Here is a 26,027-nt window from a genome sequence, read left to right on the forward strand (position 1 = left end):
ATGCTGACGACGTTTCTCAACACGCTGCGCACGCAGCTCAGGCTGCCGGGCATGCTCGTGTGGGTCTTTGCCTTCCCGGTCATCCTCTGCACGATCTTCCTCTTCATGTTCTCGGGCCTCTCCACCGACGGCGTGCCTGACCCGGTGCCCGTGGTCGTGGTGACGGACTCCAACTGGCACGGCTCCTCGTTCTCGCAGGTGGTCGACGCCCTCTCGGGCCGCTCGGCCGGCGAGGCGCTTCTGGACGTCACGGAGGCCGCAAGCACCGACGAGGCGCGGGGCATGGTAGAGGCGGGCCAGGCCATGGGCTACCTTGCGGTGGATGCCGCGGGCACGCCCTCGCTCGCGCTGGCGCAGGGCGCCGCCGGCGGCCTCGCCAGCAGCGCCTTTGAGGCGGACCGCTCCATCCTGGACGCCGTGACCAGCTCCTACGTAAGAAACGAGACCCTGGTCAAGGCCATTGCCCAGAAGGACCCGTCCGCCCTGTCAGACCCCGCCGCGCTCGCGCGCGCCCTGGGTCTCTCCTCTGGCATCGAGCGCGTCCGGCTCACCCACGGCACGCCTGACGAGACCGTGCGCTATTACTACGCCCTCCTGGGCATGGCGGCCCTCATGGCCGCCCAGAGCGCGGTCATTGCCGTGACGCAGCTACAGCCCAGCGAGGGCGGCCTCGGCGCCAGGCTCTGCGCCAGCGGAACCGGCCGCATGCGCATGCTCCTGGGGGCGCTACTGGGCAGCTGGGCCGTCTCCATGCTGGGCCTGAGCCTCGCCTTTGCCTTCATGCGCCTGGTGGCCCGCATAGACTTCGGCGGGCGAGACGCGCTGTGCCTGCTGGGGCTTGCCACCTCGTCGCTACTGGCCACGGCCATCGGCGCCGCCATCGGAGCTGCTCCCCTGCGCGGCGGGGCAAAGTCCCGCGCCGGCATGGTGACCGCGCTCTCCTGCCTGGCCTCGCTCTTCGCGGGCCTCTATGGCGAGGGAGCCATGCAGCTCTCCGACTCCCTGGCCCAGGCCTGGCCGCCCTCGGTCTGGGTGAACCCCGCGCGTCTCATCACCGACCAGTTCTACGCCCTCTACTACTACGACTCCCTCGCGCCGTTTGCCCTGCGCGCCGCCGCGTGCGTGGCGGCCTCGGTCGCCCTGATGGGCGTCGTGGCGGCACTGACCGTAAGGAGCAGCCATGAGCACCTTTAGGAGCGCCCTGCGCGTCGCGTGGCGCCACCCCGTCTACCTCGTCAGCTACCTCGCCATAGTGAGCCTCATGGGCGTGCTCGTGGGACGCCTCGTGGCAGACCAGGCAGCCGCCGCCCCCAGCTCCTACGAGCCCGTCCGCGCGAGCGTCGCCGTGGTGGACGAGGACGGCTCCGATCTCTCCCGCGCGTTTGCCTCCTGGGCGGGCGGCCGCTTTGACCTTGTGGAGACGGACGGCACGCAGGAGGTCCAGGACGCCCTGGCGCGCAGCCTCGTCGACTGCGTACTCGTGCTCCCCCAGGGCTTTGGCCAGGAACTTCTCGACGCGGCGCGTGCCGGGGACGACCTCCCAAACGTCCAGGCCACCTACGGCACGGACGTCCAGACCGGCGTGCTGGCCGCGCAGGAGGCCAGCCAGTGGGCGTCGCTTGCCGGCAGCGCGGCTGCCCTCGAGCCGGACGCGGGCGCGAGCGTCGTGGGCGAGCTCGCCACGCAGGCCATGGGCCAGCGGGCCGACGTCGCCACGCTGACGAGCGCGGACGCGGGCGACGCCCGCACCGCCGCCGGCGCCACCACGTACTTCAACTTCTCGGCCTACCCCATCATGAGCAGCGTCGTGGTGACCGTGGGTCTGGTGCTCTCCGTCTTCTCGGAGAGCGAGGTCAGGCGCCGCCAGGGCTGCGCGCCCGTCTCGCCGGCGCGCCTTGACGCGTCGCTTCTGGGCGGCTGCCTGGTGCTTGCCCTGGGCGCCTGGGCCTGGACGAGCGTCCTTGGCCTGGCGGTCTTTGCCGACGAGCTTTCCGACGTGCCCGCGGCCAACCTCGCCCTGCTGCTGGTGGCCCAGCTCGCCATCTCGCTCACCCCGCTCTCGCTAGCGTTCGCGCTCTCGCGCCTAGGCCTTCGCGAGCAGGGCCTCAACGCGGCGGGCAACATCGGCGGCATGGTGCTCACCTTCCTGGGAGGGGCCTGGGTGCCGCTTTCCCTCATGGGCGAGGAGGTGTGCACGGTGGCCCACTTCGTGCCCACGTACTGGGTCTCGGACGCCGTGACCACGCTGCTAGGCACCGGCGCCCTCACCGCCTCTGACCTGGCCCGCGTTGGTACCGACATCGGCGTGGCCACCCTCTTTGCCGTGGCCATAGCCGCCCTGGGCCTGGCCCTGTCCCGCGCCCGCCACGCCTAGTCCTTCTCGCCGCGCGCCCCGCGGTTTGCATGCGTTTGTGGTCCGTCCGCGCCACATCACCGGCCACGTTCACATGCAAACCGCGGCAAGGCAACGGCTGGCGAGAAGCGCCTCGGATTTGGGGTACCCTTCTGCTGTTAACCAACTCCAGCAAAGGAGGCCCCATGGCCAACAAGCCAGTCAAGATCGTGATGCTCACCGGCTACCTCGGCGCCGGCAAGACCACGCTGCTTAACCACATCCTCTCCAACGACGGCGGCATCCGCGCGGCCGTCATCGTCAACGACATCGGCGAGGTCAACGTCGACGCCAGCCTCATCAAGGACGGCGGCCTGTCCGCAACCGACAACCTCATTCCGCTCACCAACGGCTGCATCTGCTGCACCCTGGCCGACGACCTTGCCAACCAGCTCTCCGGCATCGCGGAGTCCGGCAACTTCGACTACATCATCATCGAGGCCTCTGGCATCTGCGAGCCCGTGCCCATCGCCTACACCATCTCGGCCTTCTGCGACGAGGAGAAGGTCGGCGGCGCCCCCAAGCTCGCGCTGGACAACATCGTCGCCGTGGTGGACTGCGCCCGCATGTACGACGAGTTCCATGGCGGCCGCGACCTGCTGGCCGAGGACATCGACGAGGACGACATCGAGGCGCTTCTCATCTCTCAGATCGAGTTCTGCTCCACGCTGGTGCTCAACAAGGTCGACACCGTCACGCCCGAGCAGCTCGCCGAGCTCAAGGCCATCGTCCGCAGCCTGCAGAAGGACGCCGTCGTCGTCGAGGCCACCCAGGGCAACGTCGACCTCAGGGAGGTCCTGGACACCGGCCGCTTTGACTTCATGAAGGCCTACAACTCCGCCGCCTGGATCGAGGCCATGGAGCACCCCGAGGAGCACGACGACCCGGAGGTGCTGGAGTACGACATCCAGACCTTTGTCTACCACCGCCGCCAGCCCTTTGACCAGGCCGCCTTCCAGAACTTTGTCGAGAACCACTGGCCCGACTGCGTGGTCCGCGCCAAGGGCGTGCTCTGGAGCGACCTCAACCCCGACATGTGCTACCTCTTCGAGCAGGCCGGCCACCAGATGCGCCTGACCGAGAACGGCCTCTTCGTGGACTCCGCCCCCGAGGAGGAGAAGCGCCAGATTCTGGCCGAGACGCCCGAGATCATGGACCAGTGGGACCCCGAGGTGGGCGACCGCGAGACCAAACTGTGCATCATCGGCCGCCACATGGACAAGGACGCCGTCGCCGCAAAGCTCGACGAGCTCCTGACCACCTGGAAGCGCGCGTAGCACAATAGGCTTGCCAGGGCGCCCCGGCACGGGACGAGAGAGTCCTTCTCGCCGTGGCCGGGACGCCCCTTTTGAGCGAGGGGAGAGGCCCATGGCAGAGATCTCGAGGCGCGAGGACGCGCGCGTGTGCGCACCGTCGGGGCACGACTGCGCCTTCAGCCGCGCGGGCAGCTCCTGCATGGACAACATCCGCCTCTTTGCCGACCTCCCCGCCTCCGCCAAGCGCGAGCTCCTGTCCTGCTCCCGCCACTCCACACACCCGGCCGGCAGCATCATCGTCCACGAGGGAGACCCCATCGAGTCCATCGTGGTGGTGCGCTCCGGGCGCATCAAGACCTTCCGCACGAGCCTCGACGGCAAGGAGTACGTGCTGGACGTCCTGCACGACGGCCAGGCCCTCTGGCACGGCATGTTCCTGGCCGACCACACCTACCGCTACTCCGTGGCCTGCCTCACGCGCGTGGAGCTCTGCCGCATCCACCGCGCGGACTTCGAGGCGCTTCTCGCCAACCACCCCGACGTGGCGCTGGGCCTCATCCGCATGGTCTGCACCGAGCTGGACGACGCGGAGGAGAAGATCATGATGCTGGGCATCCGCGACCCAAGGCGCCGCCTGGCGGAGTACCTGCTCGCACGAGACGGCCGCTGCGTGGGGCCAGAGATCCACCTCAAGCTCGAGGACATCGCCAACTCCGTGGGCCTGCGCCCGGAGACCGTGAGCCGCAACATCGCGCAGTTCGTCCGCGAGGGCCTGGTGGAGCGTCCCGGCCGCGGCCGTTTGCTGGTGGTGGACCGCGCCGGCCTGGAGGCCGTTGCCGCCGAGTAGGCGCCCTTCTCCCCGTCCCCTTTGACCCCGGTGAGAAAAACATCGTGGATTTCTGAGTTACTTGATTCCAATCAAGGAACGCAGTCGACTGTCGGATTAGATTCCCCCTGTGTTTCATTAACACAGCGTAACGTCAACGCAAGGCGCAGGAGGAACGCGGGATGCAGGGTCTGGTTCACTCAACGGAGTCCTTCGGCTCGGCTGACGGCCCTGGCGTTCGCTTCCTCATCTTCCTCAAGGGCTGCCCCATGCGCTGCCGCTATTGCCACAACCCGGACACCTGGGCAGGCGAGGGCGGCACCATGATGGACGCAGACGCCCTTCTTGACCAGGCCGAGCGCTATCGGAGCTACTGGGGCCCCGAGGGAGGCATCACCGTCTCTGGCGGAGAGGCCCTCCTTCAGATCGACTTTTTGCTCGACCTCTTTACCCGCGCGAAGGCGCGCGGGATCAACACCTGCCTTGACAGCTCCCTTGCGCCCTTCACGCGCGAGGAGCCGTTCTTCTCCAAGTTCAACCAGCTCATGGACGTCTGCGACCTCGTCCTCGCAGACATCAAGCACATTGACCCGGAGAAGCACAAGGACCTCACCGGACGCGACAACGCCAACATCCTGGACTGCCTTCGCTACATGAGCGAGATTGGCGAGCCCATGTGGATCCGTCACGTCCTTGTTCCGGAAATCACGGATGTGGACGAGTACCTCTACCGCACCCGAGAGTTCATAGCCCAGCTCAAGACCATCGAGCGCGTGGAGGTTCTCCCCTACCACACGCTGGGCGTCTTCAAATGGGACGAGCTGGGCATTCCCTACACCCTGAAGGATGTGGACCCCCCTGCGCCAGAGCGCGTGGAGCACGCCACCAAGATCTTAAGGGGTGAGTTCCAGCAAGCCTAGCCAGCACCACCGGCAACAACGGCTCTACCGGCGTGAACTTCTCGCCGTTTGTTTTTTGATTCAACGTTTGGTCATTGGCGCGCCGCGGCCCGGCTCAGGCCCGGCGCCAGAAAAAGGAGGCATGGCACATGCAGCTTCGCGAAGAGTGGAACGGCTTTACGGGTGGCCACTGGGTGGACGACATCAACGTCCGCGACTTCATCCAGCGCAACTACACCGAGTACACGGGTGACGACTCCTTCCTCGCCGGCCCGACCGACGCCACCGACACCCTGTGGGGCAAGGTCCAGGAGCTCCAGGCCGAGGAGCGCGCCCACAACGGCGTGCTGGAGTGCGAGACCGAGGTCGTCAGCGGCCTGACCGCCTACGGCCCCGGCTACATCGGCGAGGACACCAAGGAGCTCGAGAAGGTCGTCGGCCTGCAGACCGACAAGCCCCTGAAGCGCGCCTTCATGCCCTACGGCGGCATTAAGATGGCCCAGCAGGCGGCCGAGAACTACGGCTTCCACGTGAACGACAAGTTCGACAAGATCTTCAACGAGTACCACAAGACCCACAACCAGGGCGTCTTTGACGCGTACACCCCCGAGATGCGCGCCGCCCGCCACTCCCACGTCATCACCGGCCTGCCCGACACCTACGGCCGCGGCCGCATCGTCGGCGACTACCGCCGCGTTGCCCTCTACGGCATCGACCGCCTCATCGCCGGCAAGAAGGAGGACCTGGCCAACTGCGGTGACCGCACCATGACCGACGCCGTCATCCGTCAGCGCGAGGAGATCACCGAGCAGATCCGCGCCCTGCAGGGCATGAAGAAGATGGCCGAGATCTACGGCTACGACATCTCCAAGCCGGCCACCAACGCCGCCGAGGCCGTCCAGTGGCTCTACTTCGGCTACCTCGCCGCCATCAAGACCCAGAACGGCGCCGCCATGTCCGTGGGCCGCGTCTCCACCTTCCTGGACATCTACATCCAGCGCGACCTCGAGGCCGGCAAGATCACCGAGGCCGAGGCCCAGGAGCTCATCGACCACCTGGTGCTCAAGCTCCGCATGGTCAAGTTCGCTCGTATCCCCTCCTACCAGGCCCTCTTCTCCGGCGACCCCGTGTGGGCCACGCTTGAGGTGGCTGGCCTCGGCCAGGACGGCCGCAGCCTCGTGACCAAGAACGACTTCCGCTTCCTGCACACCCTGGAGAACATGGGTCCGGCCCCCGAGCCCAACCTGACCGTTCTCTACAGCAAGCGCCTGCCGGAGGCCTTCCGCAAGTACGCCGCCAAGATCTCCGTCACCACCTCCTCCATCCAGTACGAGAACGACGACGTCATGCGTCCCGTCTGGGGTGACGACTACAGCATCTGCTGCTGCGTGTCCGCCACCGAGACCGGCAAGGAGATGCAGTTCTTCGGCGCCCGCGCCAACCTCGCCAAGTGCCTGAACTACGCCATCAACGGCGGCAAGGACGAGAAGTTCATGGACAAGCAGGGCAACCACATGCAGGTTGGCCCCGAGTACGCCCCCATCACCTCCGAGTACCTTGACTACGACGAGGTCATGCACAAGTTCGACATGATGATGGACTGGCTGGCCGAGCTCTACGTCAACATCCTGAACCTCATCCAGTACATGCACGACAAGTACTACTACGAGGCCGCCGAGATGGCCCTCATCGACACCAACGTGCGCCGCACCTTCGCCACGGGCATCGCCGGCTTCTCCCACGTCGTGGACTCCATCTCCGCCATGAAGTACGCCAAGGTGAAGACCATCCGCGACGAGCAGGGCATCGTCGTCGACTACGAGGTCGAGGGCGACTTCCCCAAGTACGGCAACGATGACGACCGCGTTGACGACATCGCCGTCTGGCTGCTGAAGAACTTCATGGCCAAGATTGCCAAGCACCACACCTACCGCGATTCCGAGCCCACCACCTCCATCCTCACCATCACCTCCAACGTGGTGTACGGCAAGGCAACCGGCGGCACCCCCGACGGCCGCAAGGCGTTCACCCCGTTTGCCCCCGGCGCCAACCCCGCCTACGGCGCCGAGCAGAGCGGACTTCTGGCCTCCCTCAACTCCGTGGCCAAGCTCCCCTACGAGTACGCCCTGGACGGCATCTCCAACACGCAGACCATCAACCCGTCTGCCCTGGGCAACGATGACGAGCAGCGCACCAACAACCTCGTCAACGTCCTCGACGGCTACTTCGCCAATGGCGCCCACCACCTCAACGTCAACGTCTTCGGCGTCGAGAAGCTCAAGGACGCCATGGAGCACCCCGAGAAGCCCGAGTACGCCAACTTCACCATCCGCGTCTCAGGCTACGCCGTGAAGTTCATCGACCTCACGCGCGAGCAGCAGCTCGACGTCATCGCCCGTACCTGCCACACGAGCATGTAGCCAGCGCCGCCTGCCCACCGCATAGGCGCCCGGTCACCCGGCATGACGAGGCCCCCGCAGCCAGACGGCTGCGGGGGCCTTTTGCACTTGCGGGGCGTTGGAAGCGGGGACTGAAACGCCCCGCCTACTTGTGGTACTTCTCGCCGCGGGAGATCTTGCAGGCGCGGTAGACCTGCTCCAGCAGCACCACGCGGGCCAGGTTGTGCGGCAAGGTTATGGGCCCGAACGAGAGGGTCTCATTCGCGCGGGCGCGCACCTCGTCGCAGACGCCGTCCGAGCCGCCAATGACAAAGGTGACGTCGCTCTGGCCGCCCAGGGCAAGCTGGTCAAGACGGCGCGAGAAGTCCTCGCTCGAGCGCTCCCTGCCCTCTATGGCAAGCAGGATGACGTGCGAGCGGGCGGGAACGGCCGCAAGGATGCCCTGCCCCTCGCGGGCGCGCGAGCCCTCGACGCCGCCGGCCCGGGCCGGGTCCACGTCAGGCACCTCCACGACCCTGACCTTGCCATAGGCGCCCAGGCGCTTGACGTACTCCGCACAGGCGTCCTTCCAGAAGCGCTCCTTGAGCTTTCCGACGGCAACTATGGTGTAGTTCACGACGCCTCCTCGGGGCCGTATCTGGCGGGCCCGGTTGGTATACCCTCAGATGGGAGTACGTTCGGACGTGGGGAGAAGCGCGTGGGCAGCAGAAAACAATCGGCGCGGGAGCGGCAGCGGGCGGCCTTTGAGGCCGGACTGGGTCAGGGCTCCCACAGCCTGGACGACGCCTTTGCCTCCGCTGCGGCACAGCGCGAGCGCACGGCGGCCGACCACGAGGCCCACCTGCGCCACAAGGCTTGCGAACGCAAGAAGCGCTACGCGAGCCGCACCGAGGCCGAGGCGGCCATCCGCGACTGCAGGCGACACGGCAGCCGTGACCTGCACTGCTACCAGTGCCCCTACTGCGGCGGCTGGCACCTCACACACAAGGGATAGGGCCGGGCTAGTCCAGCTGGATCTTCTCGACGCCCTCGCGGGAGGTCTCGCGATAGAGAGAGAAACGGCGGCCGATGACCTGGACGACCTCGGAGCGCGTGAGCTCGGCCAGCTGGTCGGCGGCCTCGCGGGCGGAGAGACCGGAGTTCTCCAGGGCAGAGCACTTGATAAGCTCGTGGGCCTCGAGGGCGGCGTTGGCCTGGTCGACGACGGCAGGGGCAACGCCCTGCTTGCCGACGGTGATGACGGGCTCGAGGTGGTGGGCCAGGCTACGGAGCTGGCGGATCTGACGACCGGTGAGGGCCATGGGGTTCCTGCTTTCGTCTATTGCCCCGCGGACGGGGGCGCTGCATTCAACCTGCTTACATTAGCGCATTTGCGCAGCTTGAGGGATAGAAGCGCGTAACGGCGCCCCTGCTGCCGCACAATCACACATCTTTTGCTATGGCCGGGGCGGCACCAGAACGTCGTAGCGCACGGCCTTGCCGCCCACGCTGTAGCTTGGCTTCATCCCGGCCAGAAGGCCTCCCTTTGCTGGCCGTTTGATGACCACCTTGCGCGGCTGGGCCGCCAGGGCCGCCGCCACGAGGGCCTCTTCCTCCTCGCATGGCTGCTCGAGATGGTGGAGGAGCTGGAACTTCTTCTTCACCGCGGCGCTCTTGGTGCGCGCGGGAAACATCGGGTCCAGGTAGACCACGTCGGGGGGCTCCGGCAGCGTGGCGAGGCCGGTAATGCTGTCATCCGCCACGAGCGTCATCCGGCCGACCGCCTCGGCCAGGCGCGGGTCTGCCGCGGCGCGCTCCAGCGCGTCGGCTAGAAGGGCCGCTATGGTCTGGTCCCGCTCGAAGAGCGTGACGGTGAAGCCCGCCGCCGCGAGGAGCAGAGAGTCCTCGCCCAGGCCGGCCGTGCAGTCGACCGCCGTGGGGGCCTCGGCGCCCTTGATGCGCGCCGCCTTGACCAGGAGCTCCTGCTGCAAGCGCCCCTGGCGCAGGCGGGGCAGCATGCGCGAGAAGTCCCCGCGGAGCTCCATGCCATCTCCCTCCAGGGCCAGGCCCCTCTCGTCACGGACAAGCCGGACGGAAGCGTCCCCCTCGCCAAGCGAATCTGCCACGTACGTCCCCCTGTCGTTTCCTCGTGCGCCAAAGTCTCTGCAGAAGTGTATACGACCAGATGCGACCGGGGGACGTCCGGGCGACCTTACGCGCTTGCCCTGACGAAGGCCTCCAGCTTTGCGTCAGAGACACCGTTCAGAACGTCGCCGGCAGCAAAAGTCGCACCGGGGGCAGATGGCTCAAGCGCCGCGACGAATGACTTGCTCATGATCTTCTCCCATCTTGCGGGTCATTGGCAGGCCCGCCAACAATATAATTCACACGTATCATCACCCTTGAAGCGCGCTCCAAGGCAACCCCTCACCCCAGACTTCGCAAGGCGAGAAGTGCATGGCTTCCTTTGAGATCATCCTCCTGCTGCTTGGCTGCATGCTGGCGTCCAGCGTCTTTGGCCAGGTCCTCCCCCGCGTTTCGCTGCCGCTGGCGCAGATCGCGCTGGGCGCGGTAGTGGGGACCCTCGTGACCCAGGACCCCACGGAGGTGCTTGGAGACCCGGAGCTCTTCCTCGTGCTCTTCATCGCGCCCCTTCTCTTCGAGGAGTCCCGCCACGCCAACAAGGAGGCGCTGCTGCGCAACTGGGCGCCCGTGACCTCGCTTGCCGTGGGCCTCGTGGTCGTGACCACGCTGGTGGTGGGCCTCGCGTTCCACGCCGTCATGCCGTCCATCCCGCTTGCCGCGGCGCTTGCCCTGGGAGCGGCGCTGGGTCCGACCGATGCCGCGGCCGTCGCGGCCATGGGCGCAGACGTCACGCTGACCGAGAGGCAGAAGTCCCTGCTCTCCGGCGAGGCCCTCTTCAACGACGCTTCGGGCGTAGTCTGCTTCGAGTTTGCCATCGCCGTCGCCGTGGGAGGCGCCTTCTCGCTTTCGGACGCCACGGCGACCTTCTTCCTCGACTTCTTTGGCGGGGTGCTGGTGGGCCTCGTGCTTGCCGTGGCGGTCATGTTCGTGCTGGGACGCATCCGCGCCCTTGGACTGGAAACCCCGACGGAGTTCGTACTCTTTGAGGTGTGCATGCCATTTGCCACCTTCCTGATTGCCGAGGAGCTGGGCGTGAGCGGGGTGCTCGCCGTGGTGTCTGCGGGACTGCTCATGCGCTTCTATCCAAGCCGGCTCACGCCGGAATCCTCCCGCCATGCCGTGGCCAGCGAGAACGTCTGGGAGCTCCTCACGTTTGTAATCAACGGCTCCGTCTTCCTGCTGCTGGGCATGAAGCTGCCGGCAACCCTCGGGCCCTACTGGCGCGCGACGACGGGCATGGGGGCGCTCAGGGCATGCGGCCTCGTCGTCCTGGTCACGGCGCTGCTGGTGGGAATCCGCCTCGTCTGGGTGATCGCCCTCGAGTGGCTGCACCGCAAGCGCAAGGTCCGGCGTCTTGCCGCATTGGGAGGGGAGGTCGCCTCGACGGTGGCGGCCGGCTCCTCCTCCGTCCTCTTTGGAAGGGACCTCGTAAGAAGCGCTCTGGTGACCACGCTGTCCGGGCCAAAGGGAGCCGTCACGCTCTCCATCATGCTCACCATCCCCTTCGTCAAGGCTTCGGGCATGGCGTTTCCCGCCCGTAGCCTGCTTGTCTTCATAGCGTCAGGCGTCATCGTCCTCACGCTGCTTCTGGCCAACTTCGTGGTGCCCCTGCTTGCCCCCGCCGCCCAGTCGGACGGAAGCGACGAGTCCCTCGCAAAGGCAAAGGCCAAGATTCTTCGACACGTCATCAAGGACCTCCAGTCGCGCGTCACCCCCGAGAACCAGCAGGCCATGAGGCTCGCCATTCGCTCGTATAGAGACCGCCTTGACCTCGCGCTCGACTGCCAGGCCTCCCCAGACACGCTCCGCCTCCTGCGCGTCAAGACCATCGCCAAGCAGCTGGCCTTCGTGGAGGAGCGCGTGAGGGCGGGCCAGACGAGCCGAGCCGTCGCCGACCGCTACGAGAACGCCCTGGAGCAGTTGGCCTCGACCTACGAGTCTCACCGCGGCTTCTCTGGCGGCAGGGGCAGAAGGACCGCCCACCTGCTGTGGGTCGCCCGTTCCACCACGGGAAGCGCCTCAGAGGACGAGCGTCGTGAGCTTGGTCAGCTCCACGTGGCCGCCGAGCGCCACGCCATCGACGAGCTTCGTGCCATGGAGCCCAGCCTCTCGGACGAGGAGAGGCAGGCTGCGCGCATCATCGCCGGCGAGCACCGGGCACACCTCGCCTCGGCCTGGCTCGAGCCCGCCGGTCAGAGCAGCCCCCAGCACAGTCCCAACCTCACGGCAAGAAGGGCCCGCCGCCGCAAGGCCGAGGTCCACGCAAGGGACATCGAGGCCGCCGCGCTCTCGCTGGAGCTTGAGCAGATCAGGCTCCTCCACGACGCCGGCGAGCTGAGCACGCACGCCGCAAGGGAGCTTCGTGAGGAGGTCTACCTCCTCCAGATGGGCCTTGAGGCCAGATAGTCCCCGGCTTCACCGAACAACGCCTGCAAAGAGAACGGACCACCTCCCATGAACGAGAACAAGCACGTTGACGCCTGGCTGAGCGATGCGCCCGAGGACGTCACGCGCACGACCGAAGGGCTGCTCCATAAGGTGGAGGGGATGCGCGACGAGCAGGTCATCTACCCTCCCCAGGAGGACATCCTCAACGCGTTGGCATGGACCTCCCCCCGCGACGTGCGCGTCGTCATCCTGGGGCAGGACCCCTACCACGGGCCGGGGCAGGCGATGGGACTCTCCTTCTCGGTCCACCGAGACCAGAAGCTCCCACCCAGCCTGCGCAACATCTACAAGGAGCTTGTGGCAGACCTCGGATGCGCGCAGCCGCCGACAGGCGACCTCAGCAACTGGGCCAGGCAGGGAGTCCTTCTGCTCAACACCACCCTCACGGTGCGCGAGCACGCCGCAAACTCCCACAGCAAGCTCGGCTGGCAGACGCTCACGGATTACGTCGTCAGGCGCTGCTGCGAGCTCCCCCAGCCCGTCGTGTTTCTTGCCTGGGGAGCCCACGCCATCAAGATGGTGGAACAGACCATGGCTGCCACGGAGACAGGAGCGGCAACCCGCAAGTACTGCCTGGCCTCGACCCACCCCTCGCCGCTCTCGGCAAATCGAGCGGCAAAGGGCGTGCCGGCGTTTATGGGGTCCCGTCCCTTCTCCCGGGCAAACGAGCTCCTGGCGTCATGCGGCCAGAAGCCCATCGACTGGGCAAAGGTGGGCTAGCCCGCCCGACCGATGCCGACAGCGCCATGGACTGGAGCTCCTCGCATTTGGCAGTCAGGCCATCAAACACCCTGAAGCTGGCTCCAGGTCAAACGAGGGCCCGCCCTCGGGCGGCACCAATGAACGCAGAGAAGATCTTACGGCTCTTTTCGTCAACGCCACGGGAGAACTCGGGATGCCACTGGACGGCCCAGAGAAAGCGAGACTCTGGTCGCCAGACGGCCTCGATGACTCCGTCCGGTGCGGTGGCCATCGTCTCAAGGCCCGGCGCAAGATTCCTCAGTGCCTGGTGGTGGTAGCTGTTGACGGCGTATGGTCCGGCGCCAATCGCTTCGGCCAGCGGAGTTGCCGGAATAACGTCCACCTCATGCACGGGTTCCTCGTACGGAGGAAGGCCATGGTGCTCGACCTCGGAGGGTCTCTGCTTGGGCAGGTCCTGCCATAGCGTGCCGCCAAGGACGGCGTTGATGACCTGAATGCCGCGGCAGATGCCCAGCATGGGCACGTCATCCCTTACCGCAAGGGGGATAAGGACCGACTCCATCTTGTCCCTGGCCGCGCACAGCTCGCCACAGAGGGTCACGGCATCGGCCCCCTGCTCGCCATAGAGTTCCGGCGAGACGTCCTGGCCGCCGGTCACGAGAATGCCGTCGCAGCTGGAGACGAGTCTCGCAAGCACCTCAGGGCCATCCGTCAGCGGAAGCATGACGGGCGCTCCGCCCGCCTCCAGGATTCCCTCAAAGTATCCCGGCAGCATCCAATAGCTGTCTCTGCCCTCGTCAACGAGGGGGACGACGCCAATGAGGGGAGGGTTCTTCTCTGCCATGGAGGACTCCTTTCGACGATGGAGACCAATCCTAGCGGAACGTACCGCAAAGGCAAGCCCAAAATCGAACAAATATTCTCAAGAACATTCGTTCTCTTTTATGCTAGATTCGTTCTCATGCAAAAGAGCATGAGCGGCACGGCGGCCCCCAATGGTACGTGCTCGCAGGCAAGTCGGATGATTCCAGAGGCCGACGGCGCAGGCTCCTCGCTACGGCAAACGCGTTGCCGCCTTGTTTTCACCATCTCATTGGCAACAAGCAAGAATCGGGGCCACCCATGTCCATTGACTCAAACGAGGTCCAGCAGCTCTTCTCGTCCATCGTTCACCTGGTCAACAATTACGGCTATCAAGAGAGGCAGGCACCCGCGGCAAGCAGGAACGAATGCCGCTGGACGACCTGAGCAGAGAGCCAGACCACAACGGAAGACTTCAGCTCATGCATTTCTCGTGTCCAAGAAATGGGAGGCAGTTCATTCCGGCGGGGCTTTCTGCTTTGCGCAACCAACGATTGCTTGGTAGCCCGCGTACCTGCGGCCATACTTTAACCAGCGAACAAACCCGCAGGAAGGAGTCGTCATGGCATTCGCAGACAAGCTCGTCGCCATCCGCCGCGCGCACAATCTCACGCAGGAAGGCCTCGCCGCCAAGCTCTACGTCACGCGCCAGGCCGTGAGCCGCTGGGAGCGCGGCGAGGTCACCCCGGGCATCGATATGATGAAGCTCATCGGCGCGGTCACAGGCGAGCCGCTCTCGCACCTGCTCGAGATGCCCGAGCACTACTGCGAGAGCTGCGGCATGTACCTCACCCCCGACGACCTCGGCACCGACGCGAACGGCAAGAAGAACGACCATTACTGCAAGTGGTGCTACGACCACGGCGAGTACACCTACGACACCACGATGGAGGCAATGATCGAGGACTGCGCGCCGCGGCTCGCCGAGAACGAGGGGATAACGCTCGACGAGGCAGTCTCGCTCATGGGCGCGGTGCTGCCGCAGCTCGAGCGTTGGCGTGCCGTCCGCACGAACGAGGAGCGCTTTGGCGCCGAGGCCCGCGAGCGCTACGGGAACGAGGCGGTCGACGCCGCAAACGAGAGAATCCTGGATATGGATGCGGTCTCATGGAACGACCTGAAGGAGCTCGAGCGCGCGGTCTTGGGCCAGCTCTCGATTGCCCTGGCAGACGGAGACCCGCACGGTCCCGAGGCGGCAAAGCTCGTGGCCATGCATCGCCGCTGGGTCGGCCTTCACTGGGGCACCGCGCCCGAGGACGCCGCCTACCTGAGGCTTGTTCAGGGGTACCTCGCCGATCCGCGCTTCGTGGCCTACTACGACAGCCCCTGCGGCGAGGGGGCAACGGCGTTTCTTGCTAAGGCCGTGGAGGCCGCGGTCTAGGCCAAGCCCAACCCATCAAGAAGTGCCCCGCACGGAACCCGAAATCCCGTGCGGGGCACTCAGCGTGTATTTAAGCCAGTCGCTACGCGAGCCAAGCGGCGACGGCGTCGGCGCTCGCGGCTGCGTTAGAGCCCTTGATGGCAAGGCCCTCGATCACGGTCGCGCCGGGGCACGCCTTGGCCACATGCTGCTCGATCTGACCCATGCCGCTGCCCTCGTGGGTGCACAGCGGCCAGATCTCCTTGCCCGCAAAGTCGTGGCCCTCAAGGAAGGAGTACACGGGCATCGGCATCGTCCCGCACCAGTTGGGGAAGACGACGACCACGCGGTCGTAGCCCGACACGTCGACGTCGCGCGCAAGCTCGGGGCGCGCCTTCACCTTGAGCTCGGCCATCGACTCCTTGACGCACGCCTTGTACTCCGCCGGGTACGGCTCGACGCGCTCGATGTGGAACAGGTCGCCTCCGCAGGCCTGCGCGGCAAACCCGGCGAGCACCTCCGCGTTTCCGTGCTCAAGCTCGGCGACGCCGCCGTTCACGTAGTTCTGTCCCGCGTGCGAGAAGTACGCGACCAAGGTCTTCATGCAAGCCTCCTTGCTTGGTTTCAAACGAATCGAAGCCCCTTATACCCAACCGGGCGCGCGAGGACCATCGCGAAGGCTAGAAGGTCACGTTGCCAAACTCGGAAAGCTTGAGGTCGGGATTATGCTCCACTGCCCAGTTGAGGTTCCACTCGCTCGTGAAGAGCAGAAGCTTGCCGCCACGCATGTCCTGGACGCGGCAGGTGTCGCGGGTCAGGCTGAGGCCGCGGACGGCAGACTCCTCCATGTCCCCCTCAATCCAGCGGATAGTGTTGTAGGAAAGGGCCTGACGATAGACCTCGACATGGTACTCACTCTTGAGGCGCTGCTCGAGCACCTCAAACTGAAGCACGCCCACCACGCCGACGATGACGCTCTCCATGCCGGCGCCGAGCTCGCGGAAGATCTGGACGGCACCCTCCTGGGCAAGCTCCTCCATGCCCTTCACAAACTGCTTGCGCTTGAGGGTGTCCACCTGGGAGATCTTGGCAAAGTGCTCCGGGGCAAAGGTCGGGATCGGCGGGAACTGCACGTGTTGCTTGCCCGTGCACACGGTGTCTCCGATGGAGAAGATACCCGGGTCAAAGAGGCCCACGATGTCTCCGGCGTATGCCTCATCGACGATGGCACGGTCATCGGCCATCATGGACGTGCCCGTGGCGAGCTTGAGCTTGCGACCGCCCTGCACGTGGTAGGCATCCATGCCGCGCTCGAACTTGCCGGAGCAGATACGCACGAAGGCGATGCGGTCGCGGTGGTTCTTGTCCATGTTGGCCTGGATCTTGAAGACAAAGCCCGAGAAGTCGTCGCGCGTGGGCTCCACCGGCTCACCGGAGAGCTTGTCGGTGTAGGCGCGCGGCGTGGGGGCAAGGCGCAGGAACTCCTTGAGGAAGGGCTCCACGCCAAAGTTGGTGAGCGCCGAGCCAAAGAACGCGGGCGAGAGCTTGCCGCAGGCGACCGCATCCAGGTCAAGCTCGTCTCCGGCACCATCCAGGAGCTCGATGTCGTCCATCAGGTTGCGGTGGTTCTCCTCGCCAATGAGCTCGTCCATGGAGGGGTCGCCCAGCTCGGCCTCAATCTCCGCGACCTTCTTGGTGGCGTTGGCGCGACCGTCGCCCTCGAAGGCAATGACGCGTCGGGTCTGGCGGTCAAAGACTCCGCGGAAGTTGCGGCCGGAGCCAATGGGCCAGTTCATGGGATACGTCCTGATGCCCAGGACGTTCTCGATCTCCTCCATGAGCTCGAAGGGGTCTCGCGCGTCGTGGTCGAGCTTGTTGACGAAGGTGAAGATGGGGATGTGCCTGAGTGTGCAGACCTTAAAGAGCTTCTTGGTCTGGGCCTCGACGCCCTTTGCGCCGTCGATGACCATGACCGCGGCGTCGGCAGCCATGAGGGTCCTGTAGGTGTCCTCAGAGAAGTCCTGGTGCCCGGGGGTGTCGAGGATGTTCACGCAGCAGCCGTCATAGGTGAACTGCAGTACAGAGGAGGTAACGGAGATGCCGCGCTCCTTCTCGATGTCCATCCAGTCAGAGACCGCGTGCTTGGAGCTGCTCTTGCCCTTTACGGAGCCAGCGGTCTGGATGCTGCCGGTATACAGGAGGAGCTTCTCGGTGAGGGTGGTCTTGCCTGCGTCCGGGTGAGAGATGATCGCGAAAGTGCGGCGAGAAGAAATCTGGTCAGAGAGGTTAGACATGCAGTTCCTTTGTCATGCGGTGTGAATCGTACGGCGTTGCCCAACGTATTGTAGCGGCAGGCACCCGCGGCCCTAGAGGTAGCTCACCGTCTCCGCAAGTTCCTTGCGGCGGGAGTGGTTGGGCAGGGGGGTCACGCCCTCGGCGGCAAAGCCGAGGTCAAGGAACATGAGGACGTCCTCGTCCGCCGGAAGGCCGAAGGCCTCGCAGGCGCGCTCGGGGTCGAACTTGTTGATCCAGCAGCTGTCCACGCCCTCGTTGGCCGCGGCAAGGAGCATGTGCGTGGCCACGATGGTGGCGTCCTCCACGCCGGAAGTGCGCTTGCCGCCAGGATAGGTGAAGACGTCGTCCTTGTTGAACGCGACCAGGAGCACCGTGGGGGCGCCGAAGCGGCAGGGCGTGACCTCATCGACCTTGGCCAGCCCCTCCTCGGACTGAATCACGTAGACGTGCTGCTCCTGGAGGTTCTTGGCCGTGGGGGCCAAACGACCCGCCTCGAGGATGGCCGAGAGCTGCTCCTGGGAGAGCTGCCTGCCGTCGTACTTCTTGCAGGAATAGCGGTCGCGGATTATGTCTGAGAACTCCATGTCCTTCTCCATTCGTGAGTGGTTGGCTCGCACTCACCAACACTACCACCGGGGCGCCCCGCGCGACCCTCTTGGCACAGGTTGGTTAACAGGCGGGGACGCCTGGGCGGCGCGTGCTACAGTCACCCAAAACATGCCCAGCAACCAGCCCGGAGGCGCTCATGGCAAAGATCGAGATGAAGACCCCGCTCGTCGAGATGGACGGCGACGAGATGACCCGCATCATCTGGCAGATCATCAAGGACGAGCTCATCTGCCCCTACGTGGGCCTCAAGACCGAGTACTATGACCTCGGCCTTGAGAACCGCGACGCCACCGACGACCAGGTCACCGTCGACTCCGCCGAGGCCACCAAGCGCCTGGGCGTCGCCGTCAAGTGCGCCACCATCACCCCCAACGCCCAGCGCGTGGAGGAGTACCACCTCAAGCAGATGTGGAAGAGCCCCAACGGCACCATCCGCGCCATCCTTGACGGCACGGTCTTCCGCGCCCCCATCGTGGTCAAGGGCATCGAGCCCGTTGTCCGCTGCTGGAAGAAGCCCATCACCATCGCCCGTCACGCCTACGGCGACGTGTACAAGAACGCCGAGATGCGCATCCCGGGCCCCGGCAGGGTGGAGCTCGTCTACACCGCGGCCGACGGCACCGAGACCCGCGAGCTCGTCCATGACTTCACCGGCGCCGGCGTGGTCCAGGGCCAGCACAACCTGGACGACTCCATCGAGAGCTTCGCCCGCAGCTGCTTTGAGTTTGCCCTCTCCAGCAGGCAGGACCTCTGGTTTGCCACGAAGGACACCATCTCCAAGAAGTACGACCACCGCTTCAAGGACGTCTTCGCCGACCTCTACGAGGCCGAGTACCGCGCCAAGTTCGAGGCGGCCGGCATCGAGTACTTCTACACGCTCATCGACGACGCCGTGGCCCGCATCATGAAGGCCGAGGGCGGCTTCATCTGGGCCTGCAAGAACTACGACGGAGACGTCATGAGCGACATGCTCTCCTCCGCCTTCGGAAGCCTTGCCATGATGACCTCGGTCCTGGTGAGCCCGCACGGTTACTACGAGTACGAGGCCGCCCACGGCACGGTCCAGCGCCACTACTACAAGCACCTCAAGGGCGAGCCCACCAGCACCAACTCCGTAGCCACGATCTTTGCCTGGACGGGTGCCCTGCGCAAGCGCGGAGAGCTCGACGGCACGCCGGAACTCGTCGACTTTGCCAACCGCCTGGAGGCAGCGACGCTGCACACCATCGAGGCGGGCAGGATGACCGGGGACCTCGCCCGCATCACCACCCTCCCCAACCCCACGACGCTGGGCACGCGCGAGTTCATTCTTGCCATTCGTGAGACGCTGGAGGCCGAGGCGGTATAACGTTCAGGCAGCGCGTTACACTAGGCAACAACCGCAGCATTGGCGCCCGTCGGCTCCCCTGGAATCGGCGGGCGCCTTCTCACCCTCGTGAAAGGAACGAGAAGAAGATGGCTAAGAACACCGTGCTCACCCTCAAGAAGAAGGTGGACGAGGGCGGTAAGGTCACCATGGTGACCTCCTACGACTACACCATGGCCGCGCTCGTCGAGGAGGCCGGGATTGACATGATCCTGGTCGGAGACTCCCTCGGCATGACCATGATGGGCTATGACTCCACCATTCCCGTGACCATGGACGACATGGTCCACCACACCCGCTGCGTCACCCGCGCGACGAGCAACACCTTCGTCGTCGGCGACATGCCCTTCCTCTCCTACGAGCAGGACGTGGCCTCGGCCGTCAGCAACGCCGGCCGCCTCATGAAGGAGGGCCGTTGCCAGGCCGTCAAGCTCGAGGGCGGCATCGAGGTCTGCCCCCAGGTCAAGGCCATGGTGGAGGCCGGCATCCCCGTCGTGGGCCACATCGGCCTGACGCCGCAGTCCGTCAACGCCTTCGGCGGCTTCAAGGTCCAGGGCAAGAGCGTCGAGGCCGCCAAGAAGCTCGTCGCCGACGCCCTCGCGCTCGAGCAGGCCGGCGCCTTCGCCATCGTCCTCGAGTGCGTGCCCGCCAACCTGGGTGCCTACATCACCGAGCAGCTCACCTCGGCCTTCACCATCGGCATCGGCGCGGGCGCCGGCACCGACGGCCAGGTCCTCGTGGTCCAGGACATGCTCGCCATGACCGCCGGCGGCTTCAAGCCCAAGATGGTCCGCCAGTTTGCCCAGGTGGGCGAGGCCATCAAGCAGGCCTACCACGACTACGACGCCGCCGTCCAGGACGGCTCCTTCCCCGCCGCCGCGGAGAGCTACAAGGACATCGACCCCGAGCTCATGGAAGAGGTCAAGCGCGCCTAGACCAGGCGCACCGTCAAACGTCACTACAGGATCGTTCACCAGAGGAGAAGAACATCATGCAGGCAGTTTCCACCATCGCCGAGGTCCGCGAGCAGGTGCGCCAGTGGCGCCGCGAGGGCCTGACCATTGGCCTCGTCCCCACCATGGGCTACCTCCACGAGGGCCACAAGAGCCTCATCGTCCGCGCCGCCGCCGAGAACGACCGCGTCGTGGTCTCCGACTTTGTGAACCCCACGCAGTTTGGCCCCACCGAGGACCTCGAGAGCTACCCGCGCGACTTTGACCGCGACTGCAAGCTCTGCGAGGAGGCCGGCGCCGCCCTGGTCTTCCACCCCGAGCCCTCCGAGATGTACGCCCCCAACGCGTGCACCTACGTCAACATGGACGAGCTCACCCACGAGCTCTGCGGCCTCACGCGCCCCATCCACTTCCGCGGCGTGTGCACCGTCGTCTCCAAGCTCTTCAACATCGTGACGCCTGACCGCGCCTACTTTGGCCAGAAGGACGCCCAGCAGCTCGCCGTCATCCGCCGCATGGTGCGCGACCTCAACTTTGGCATCCAGATCGTCGGCTGCCCCATCATCCGCGAGGAGGACGGCCTGGCCAAGAGCTCTCGCAACACCTACCTCTCCGCCGAGGAGCGCCAGGCGGCCCTATGCCTGTCTCGCGCCGTCTTTGCCGGCCAGAAGATGGTCCAGGACGGCGAGCGTGACGCCAAGGTCGTGCTCGATGCCATGAAGGCCATCATCGAGGCCGAGCCCATGGCCAAGATCGACTACGTCAAGATGGTCGACTTCGAGAACATCGTCCAGGTGGAGAAGATCGAGAGCGAGCCCGTCCTGTGCGCCATGGCCGTCTACATCGGCAAGACCCGCCTCATCGACAACTTCATCTTTGACCCGTCCTGCAACTGCTCCGGCAGCGAGGCCGAGGGCCACTGCTGCTGCGGCCACTGCTCCGAGTAGCCATGGCCGTCCGCGTCTCCTTCATCGGCGCCGGCAAGGTGGGTTGCTCCCTGGCCCGCTACCTGGCCGCCGACCCCGCACGGGGGCAGAAGGACGTTGAGCTCGTGGGCTTCTTCAGCGCAAGCGCCGAATCAGCGCGCGCGGCTGCCGACTTTGCCGGTGGCCGCGCGTTTGCGTCTGCCGAGGAAGCCGCCCGGGAAGCCGAGCTCGTGTTTGTCACCACGCCCGACGGTCGCATCGCCGAGGTTGCCGCCCAGCTGGCGGCTGCCGCAGACGCCGGCACTCTTGACCTTGCCGGAAAGGTCTTTGCCCACTGCTCGGGAGCCCTTGCGTCAGACGCGCTCTCTCCCCTGCGCGAGCGCGGCGCCGCAGTCTGCTCCGCCCACCCCCTCTACGCCGTGAGCAGCCGCTTCGACTGCTGGCAGGAGCTCTCTCAGGCCTGGTTCACCCTCGAGGGGGACGACGAGGCAACCTCGCTTCTGCAAGCTCTTCTCGCCGCACGGGGCAACCACGTGGCGCGCATCCCCGCAGACCAGAAGACCCGCTACCACGCCGCCGCCGTCATGGCCTCAAACCTGGTTGTCGGCCTCTACGACATGGCAGCCTCCGAGCTTACCACCTGCGGATTTGCCCCCGCGGACGCCGAGGCGGCCCTGGCCGCGCTCTTTCTGGGAAACGCCCACCACATAGCCGAGGACGGCGTGGAGGCCTCGCTCACCGGACCGGCCGCCCGTGGCGACCAGGCAACGATAGACGCCCATCTGAGCTGTCTTTCTGGAGATAGCCGGGAGGTATACCGCCTGCTCACCGAGGTGTTGTACCGTATAGCGTCGCGACGAGCAACGCCGCACCGCTAACGAGCCAAGCCAGGAGTTCCCACAGATGATGCTCAACATGCTCAAGGGCAAGATCCACCGTGCCACCGTCGTCCAGGCGGAGGTCAACTACGTCGGTTCCATCACCATCGACGAGGACCTCATGGACGCCGCCGGCATCCTCGAGTATGAGAAGGTCCAGGTCGCCGACGTCAACAACGGAAGCCGCCTTGAGACCTACGTCATCGCCGGAGAGCGCGGCAGCGGCATGATCTGCCTCAACGGCGCCGCGGCCCGCTTTGTGTCCGTGGGCGACAAGGTCATCATCATGTGCTACGCCCAGATGGACCAGGACGAGGCCCGCGGCTTCAAGCCCCGCGTGGTCTTCGTCGACGAGAACAACCACGTCTCTCGCCTCACGCGCTACGAGAAGCACGGCCTCCTGGAGGACATGGCGTAGACGCACGTCCTCCTTACAAACAGACTTCCCGCCCGTTCACGGGCAAAAGCGGGCATGTCACGGGGTTGGCATGCCCGCCTTGCTGTCTCTTCTCGCCGGTTTCGAGCAAAATTTTGACCACTGGTCAGTTTTACTCACGAGAGGAGACCATCGAGTCCATGGCCGCAGGCACCGGCTCCTGGTGCGCCGGCATCGCCAACTCTGACCCAAAGAGCATCGACATCGCCTGGACGCACGGCACCGGCGCCCCCAAGGGCCCGTTCCAGATCATCGACACGGTGGGCCTGGCCACGGCGCTCAACATCGTCAACCAGTACCAGAGCGTGCCGGGGCTGCTCTCTCCCCTGCTCAAGAAGATGATGATGCCCTACAACTTCAAGACCATGTCCAAGCTCCTCCAGGACATGCTGGACAAGGGCGAGAAGTTCTACGAGTAGCCACTCCCGCCGACGCAATCCCCCAAGGCCCCGCCGCGCCACGCACGCGACGGGGTCTTCCCTCCCTTCACCCCTTGCACACATCTGACGCGTGTTGGACATCGCAAAAGTTCGTCTGGGTATACTTTCAACAATTAAGTAAGCCAACACTAACTTTGAAAGGTGGCAGACATGAGCAAGATCGCCAAGGTGTACGGTCGCGAGGTCCTGGACTCCCGCGGCAACCCCACCGTCGAGGTGGAGGTCACGCTGGAGGACGGCTCCTTTGGCCGCGCCATCGTTCCGTCCGGCGCCTCTACCGGCGAGTTCGAGGCCGTTGAGCTGCGCGACGGCGACAAGGACCGCTACCAGGGCAAGGGCGTCCAGACCGCCGTCTCCCACGTCAACGGCGAGCTCGCGGCGCTTCTCGTCGGACGCGAGGCCACCGACCAGCGCGGCGCCGACGAGGCCATGATTGCCGCCGATGGCACCCCCAACAAGGGCAACTATGGCGCCAACGCCATCCTGGGCTGCTCGCTTGCCATCGCCCGCGCGGCCGCGGCCAGCGCCGGCCTGCCGCTCTACGCCTACCTCGGCGGCCCCAACGCCCACATCCTCCCCGTCCCGATGATGAACATCCTGAACGGCGGCGTGCACGCGGACAACAACGTGGACTTCCAGGAGTTCATGATCATGCCCGTCGGCGCGCCCGACTTCAAGACCGGCCTGCGTTGGTGCACGCAGGTCTACCACACCCTCAAGGGCACCCTGAAGAAGGCCGGCCTCTCCACGGGCGTCGGCGACGAGGGCGGCTTTGCCCCTGACCTCAAGACCAACGCGGAGCCCTTCGTCTACCTGATGGAGGCCGTGGAGGCCGCCGGCTTCACCCCCGGCAAGGACTTCATGTTTGCCATGGACCCCGCCACCTCCGAGTGCTTCAACAAGGAGACCGGCCTCTACGAGCTCAAGGGCGAGGGCCGCACCCTCACCTCCGACCAGATGGTGGACTACTGGGCAGAGCTCGTCGAGAAGTACCCCATCGTCTCCATCGAGGACGGCCTGGCCGAGGAGGACTGGGACGGCTGGGTCAAGCTCACCGAGCGCCTGGGCAAGAAGGTCCAGCTCGTGGGCGACGACCTCTTCGTCACCAACACCGCCCGCCTCAAGAAGGGCATCGAGCTGGGCGCCGCCAACGCCATTCTCATCAAGGTCAACCAGATCGGCAGCCTGACCGAGACCCTGGACGCCATCGAGACCGCCAAGCGCGCCGGCTACACCGCCGTGGTCTCCCACCGCTCCGGCGAGACCGAGGACACCACCATCGCCGATCTGGCCGTGGCCACCAACGCCGGCCAGATCAAGACCGGCGCCCCCGCCCGCACGGACCGCGTGGCCAAGTACAACCAGCTCCTGCGCATCGAGGACGAGCTGGGCGCCTCTGCCGACTACCTGCAGAAGGCTGCCTTCTACAACCTGGCGTAGCCACAGCGTCACGCGCAACGCCAAGGCCCCGGACCCGCTCCGGGGCCTTTTGCGTGCGCCAGCGCACTTCTGGCCGTCTGCCGTGCGCTATCCTAGCTGCAGCAACCACCACGAGAGGAGCCCCATGTCAGGCGAGAAGAACATCCTGGTCGGCCAGTCCGGCGGTCCCACGGCGGCAATCAACGCGAGCCTGGCGGGCGTCGTCGCGGCGGCGCGCGCGGAGGGCTGCCGCGTCACGGGCATGCGCCACGGCATCCAGGGGTTTCTCGCCGGCCGGACCGTCGACCTGAGCGAGACCCTTCCTGGTCAGGAGAGCCTGACGCTGCTGAGGCAGACGCCGGCAAGCTGGCTGGGAAGCTGCCGCTTCAAGCTGCCCGACCTCTCTGACCAGGCATTCTATGAGGACGCCCTTGCGCGCCTGGACGCGGCCGGCATTGACGCCGTGCTCTACATCGGCGGCAACGACTCCATGGACACCATCGCCAAGCTGGGCACCTACGGCGCGCGCGTGGGCAGCCCCATCCGCTTCATCGGCGTGCCCAAGACCATCGACAACGACCTCGTGGGCACCGACCACACGCCCGGCTACGGCAGCGCGGCAAAGTTCGTGGCCACCTCCTGCGGCGAGCTCTTCCGCGACGCCGACGTCTACGACCTCAAGAGCGTGACCTTCGTGGAGATCATGGGCCGCGACGCCGGCTGGCTCGCCGGGGCCTCCGCCCTTGCTGGGCCGCGCGGCGCCGGTAGGCCCGACCTGGTTCTTCTCCCCGAGGTGCCGCTTGGCGAGGATACCCTGATGGAGCGCATCGCAGAGCTTCTGAGCAGGCAGAACACCGTTATGGTAGGCGTCTCGGAGGGCGTGCGCACGGCCGACGGCACCCTCATCTGCGAGAGGACCGTGGCCGCGGGCACCGGCACGGACGAGTTCGGCCACCTGGCCCAGCTCTCCGGCACGAGCCGCTACCTGGCCGGCGTCGCCAAGGTGCGCCTGGGCTGCAAGACCCGCGCGGTGGAGCTCTCCACGCTGCAGCGCTGCGCCTCTCACGTGGCCAGCAGGACTGACCTCGACGAGGCCTTTGAGCTGGGACGCGCCGGCGTCCGCGCCGCGCTTGACGGGCAGACGGCCAGGATGTGCGCCCTCACGCGCGTGAGCGACGAGCCCTACCGGACCGTGCCGGCGCTGCTGGACGTGGTCGAGATTGCCAACAGGGTCAAGCCCGTGCCGCGGGCCTGGATAAGCGCCGACGGCATGGACGTCACGGAGGACTTCGAGCGCTACGCGCGCCCCCTCGTCTGCGGCGAGGAGCCCGTCACCTACGCGGCCGGCGTCCCCGCCCGGCTGGCGCCACTGGCGTAGCCGCACCCGCGGTTTGCATGTGTTTGCGGTCTGTCCGGCGAATGCCACCAGCCACTTTCA

The 26,027-nt window shown here is 66.0% G+C and carries 27 protein-coding genes; 19 read left to right on the top strand and 8 right to left on the bottom strand.

The window, feature by feature from the left end:
• The 6 genes from DXV50_RS06365 (at position 1) to pflB (ending at position 7,793) form a co-directional block, all read left to right on the top strand.
• Positions 1 to 1,194, top strand: a complete 1,194-nt coding sequence (locus DXV50_RS06365) for an ABC transporter permease (RefSeq protein ID WP_117205418.1) — start codon at positions 1 to 3, stop codon at positions 1,192 to 1,194.
• Positions 1,181 to 2,374, top strand: coding sequence for an ABC transporter permease (locus tag DXV50_RS06370; protein WP_117205419.1), 1,194 nt, complete (start codon positions 1,181 to 1,183; stop codon positions 2,372 to 2,374). The genes DXV50_RS06365 and DXV50_RS06370 overlap by 14 nt, the downstream gene beginning before the upstream one ends.
• A 164-nt stretch (positions 2,375 to 2,538) precedes the next feature.
• On the top strand, positions 2,539 to 3,669 hold the full coding sequence (locus DXV50_RS06375; protein ID WP_117205420.1) for a GTP-binding protein: 1,131 nt from the start codon (positions 2,539 to 2,541) through the stop codon (positions 3,667 to 3,669).
• Between the two features lie 91 nt (positions 3,670 to 3,760).
• The gene (locus DXV50_RS06380) at positions 3,761 to 4,495 is read left to right on the top strand and encodes a Crp/Fnr family transcriptional regulator (RefSeq protein WP_117205421.1); all 735 of its coding nucleotides are present in this window, start codon (positions 3,761 to 3,763) and stop codon (positions 4,493 to 4,495) included.
• Between the two features lie 161 nt (positions 4,496 to 4,656).
• Positions 4,657 to 5,394 carry a pyruvate formate-lyase-activating protein gene (gene pflA / locus DXV50_RS06385; protein ID WP_117205422.1) on the top strand — a complete coding sequence of 246 codons (738 nt, stop codon included), beginning with the start codon at positions 4,657 to 4,659 and terminating at the stop codon, positions 5,392 to 5,394.
• A gap of 128 nt (positions 5,395 to 5,522) precedes the next feature.
• A complete protein-coding gene (gene pflB, locus DXV50_RS06390; RefSeq protein WP_117205423.1) occupies positions 5,523 to 7,793 on the top strand; it encodes a formate C-acetyltransferase in 2,271 nt (756 codons plus the stop codon).
• A 124-nt stretch (positions 7,794 to 7,917) separates the two neighbouring features.
• Here the strand turns inward: pflB and rlmH are convergent, their stop codons facing one another.
• Positions 7,918 to 8,388 (bottom strand): 23S rRNA (pseudouridine(1915)-N(3))-methyltransferase RlmH, encoded by a 471-nt coding sequence (rlmH, locus tag DXV50_RS06395; protein WP_117205424.1) that lies wholly within the window; start codon positions 8,386 to 8,388, stop codon positions 7,918 to 7,920.
• Between the two features lie 81 nt (positions 8,389 to 8,469).
• Here rlmH and DXV50_RS06400 point away from each other — a divergent pair, with 81 nt between their 5' ends.
• Positions 8,470 to 8,766, top strand: a complete 297-nt coding sequence (locus DXV50_RS06400; protein ID WP_117205425.1) for a hypothetical protein — start codon at positions 8,470 to 8,472, stop codon at positions 8,764 to 8,766.
• A gap of 7 nt (positions 8,767 to 8,773) precedes the next feature.
• On the opposite strand, the gene yhbY is transcribed toward DXV50_RS06400, so the two are convergent.
• From yhbY to DXV50_RS09965, 3 genes are all read right to left on the bottom strand, one after another.
• Positions 8,774 to 9,073, bottom strand: coding sequence for a ribosome assembly RNA-binding protein YhbY (gene yhbY, locus DXV50_RS06405; protein WP_117205426.1), 300 nt, complete (start codon positions 9,071 to 9,073; stop codon positions 8,774 to 8,776).
• Positions 9,074 to 9,208: 135 nt separating this feature from the next.
• The gene (locus DXV50_RS06410; RefSeq protein ID WP_232817479.1) at positions 9,209 to 9,877 is read right to left on the bottom strand and encodes a class I SAM-dependent methyltransferase; all 669 of its coding nucleotides are present in this window, start codon (positions 9,875 to 9,877) and stop codon (positions 9,209 to 9,211) included.
• 86 nt (positions 9,878 to 9,963) lie between these two features.
• On the bottom strand, positions 9,964 to 10,086 hold the full coding sequence (locus tag DXV50_RS09965; RefSeq protein WP_269801612.1) for a hypothetical protein: 123 nt from the start codon (positions 10,084 to 10,086) through the stop codon (positions 9,964 to 9,966).
• A gap of 122 nt (positions 10,087 to 10,208) precedes the next feature.
• Between DXV50_RS09965 and DXV50_RS06415 the strand changes: the two genes are divergently transcribed.
• Positions 10,209 to 12,302: a cation:proton antiporter gene (locus DXV50_RS06415; RefSeq protein WP_117205427.1), complete on the top strand. Its 2,094-nt coding sequence runs from the start codon at positions 10,209 to 10,211 to the stop codon at positions 12,300 to 12,302.
• 48 nt (positions 12,303 to 12,350) lie between these two features.
• A complete protein-coding gene (locus DXV50_RS06420) occupies positions 12,351 to 13,064 on the top strand; it encodes a uracil-DNA glycosylase (protein ID WP_117205428.1) in 714 nt (237 codons plus the stop codon).
• Positions 13,065 to 13,152: 88 nt separating this feature from the next.
• On the opposite strand, the gene DXV50_RS06425 is transcribed toward DXV50_RS06420, so the two are convergent.
• On the bottom strand, positions 13,153 to 13,890 hold the full coding sequence (locus DXV50_RS06425; protein ID WP_117205429.1) for a gamma-glutamyl-gamma-aminobutyrate hydrolase family protein: 738 nt from the start codon (positions 13,888 to 13,890) through the stop codon (positions 13,153 to 13,155).
• Between the two features lie 278 nt (positions 13,891 to 14,168).
• On the opposite strand from DXV50_RS06425, the gene DXV50_RS09970 reads away from it, so the two are divergent.
• Both DXV50_RS09970 and DXV50_RS09590 read left to right on the top strand, forming a co-directional pair.
• Positions 14,169 to 14,294, top strand: a complete 126-nt coding sequence (locus tag DXV50_RS09970) for a hypothetical protein (RefSeq protein WP_269801613.1) — start codon at positions 14,169 to 14,171, stop codon at positions 14,292 to 14,294.
• 175 nt (positions 14,295 to 14,469) lie between these two features.
• Positions 14,470 to 15,288: a zinc ribbon domain-containing protein gene (locus tag DXV50_RS09590; protein WP_157966976.1), complete on the top strand. Its 819-nt coding sequence runs from the start codon at positions 14,470 to 14,472 to the stop codon at positions 15,286 to 15,288.
• Positions 15,289 to 15,370: 82 nt separating this feature from the next.
• Here DXV50_RS09590 and DXV50_RS06435 read toward each other — a convergent pair whose 3' ends face one another.
• From DXV50_RS06435 to DXV50_RS06445, 3 genes are all read right to left on the bottom strand, one after another.
• The gene (locus DXV50_RS06435; protein WP_117205430.1) at positions 15,371 to 15,871 is read right to left on the bottom strand and encodes a flavodoxin; all 501 of its coding nucleotides are present in this window, start codon (positions 15,869 to 15,871) and stop codon (positions 15,371 to 15,373) included.
• A 76-nt stretch (positions 15,872 to 15,947) separates the two neighbouring features.
• Positions 15,948 to 17,561 carry a peptide chain release factor 3 gene (locus DXV50_RS06440; protein WP_117205431.1) on the bottom strand — a complete coding sequence of 538 codons (1,614 nt, stop codon included), beginning with the start codon at positions 17,559 to 17,561 and terminating at the stop codon, positions 15,948 to 15,950.
• A gap of 72 nt (positions 17,562 to 17,633) precedes the next feature.
• A complete protein-coding gene (locus DXV50_RS06445; protein ID WP_117205432.1) occupies positions 17,634 to 18,146 on the bottom strand; it encodes a nitroreductase family protein in 513 nt (170 codons plus the stop codon).
• A 161-nt stretch (positions 18,147 to 18,307) separates the two neighbouring features.
• On the opposite strand from DXV50_RS06445, the gene DXV50_RS06450 reads away from it, so the two are divergent.
• From DXV50_RS06450 to DXV50_RS06485, 8 genes are all read left to right on the top strand, one after another.
• Positions 18,308 to 19,519, top strand: a complete 1,212-nt coding sequence (locus DXV50_RS06450) for an NADP-dependent isocitrate dehydrogenase (RefSeq protein WP_117205433.1) — start codon at positions 18,308 to 18,310, stop codon at positions 19,517 to 19,519.
• Between the two features lie 107 nt (positions 19,520 to 19,626).
• On the top strand, positions 19,627 to 20,472 hold the full coding sequence (gene panB, locus DXV50_RS06455; RefSeq protein WP_117205434.1) for a 3-methyl-2-oxobutanoate hydroxymethyltransferase: 846 nt from the start codon (positions 19,627 to 19,629) through the stop codon (positions 20,470 to 20,472).
• A gap of 56 nt (positions 20,473 to 20,528) precedes the next feature.
• Entirely contained in the window at positions 20,529 to 21,437 is a 909-nt protein-coding gene (gene panC / locus DXV50_RS06460; protein WP_117205435.1) for a pantoate--beta-alanine ligase, read from the top strand.
• Between the two features lie 2 nt (positions 21,438 to 21,439).
• Positions 21,440 to 22,294 (top strand): Rossmann-like and DUF2520 domain-containing protein, encoded by an 855-nt coding sequence (locus tag DXV50_RS06465; protein WP_117205436.1) that lies wholly within the window; start codon positions 21,440 to 21,442, stop codon positions 22,292 to 22,294.
• Positions 22,295 to 22,319: 25 nt separating this feature from the next.
• A complete protein-coding gene (gene panD, locus DXV50_RS06470) occupies positions 22,320 to 22,712 on the top strand; it encodes an aspartate 1-decarboxylase (protein ID WP_117205437.1) in 393 nt (130 codons plus the stop codon).
• 158 nt (positions 22,713 to 22,870) lie between these two features.
• The gene (locus DXV50_RS06475) at positions 22,871 to 23,149 is read left to right on the top strand and encodes a 3-hydroxyacyl-CoA dehydrogenase family protein (protein ID WP_117205438.1); all 279 of its coding nucleotides are present in this window, start codon (positions 22,871 to 22,873) and stop codon (positions 23,147 to 23,149) included.
• Between the two features lie 171 nt (positions 23,150 to 23,320).
• A complete protein-coding gene (gene eno / locus DXV50_RS06480; RefSeq protein WP_117205439.1) occupies positions 23,321 to 24,610 on the top strand; it encodes a phosphopyruvate hydratase in 1,290 nt (429 codons plus the stop codon).
• Positions 24,611 to 24,734: 124 nt separating this feature from the next.
• Positions 24,735 to 25,967, top strand: coding sequence for a 6-phosphofructokinase (locus DXV50_RS06485; RefSeq protein ID WP_117205440.1), 1,233 nt, complete (start codon positions 24,735 to 24,737; stop codon positions 25,965 to 25,967).
• The last annotated feature ends 60 nt before the right edge of the window (positions 25,968 to 26,027 follow it).

The sequence above is a fragment of the Paratractidigestivibacter faecalis genome, assembly GCF_003416765.1.
Lineage (GTDB): Bacteria > Actinomycetota > Coriobacteriia > Coriobacteriales > Atopobiaceae > Paratractidigestivibacter > Paratractidigestivibacter faecalis.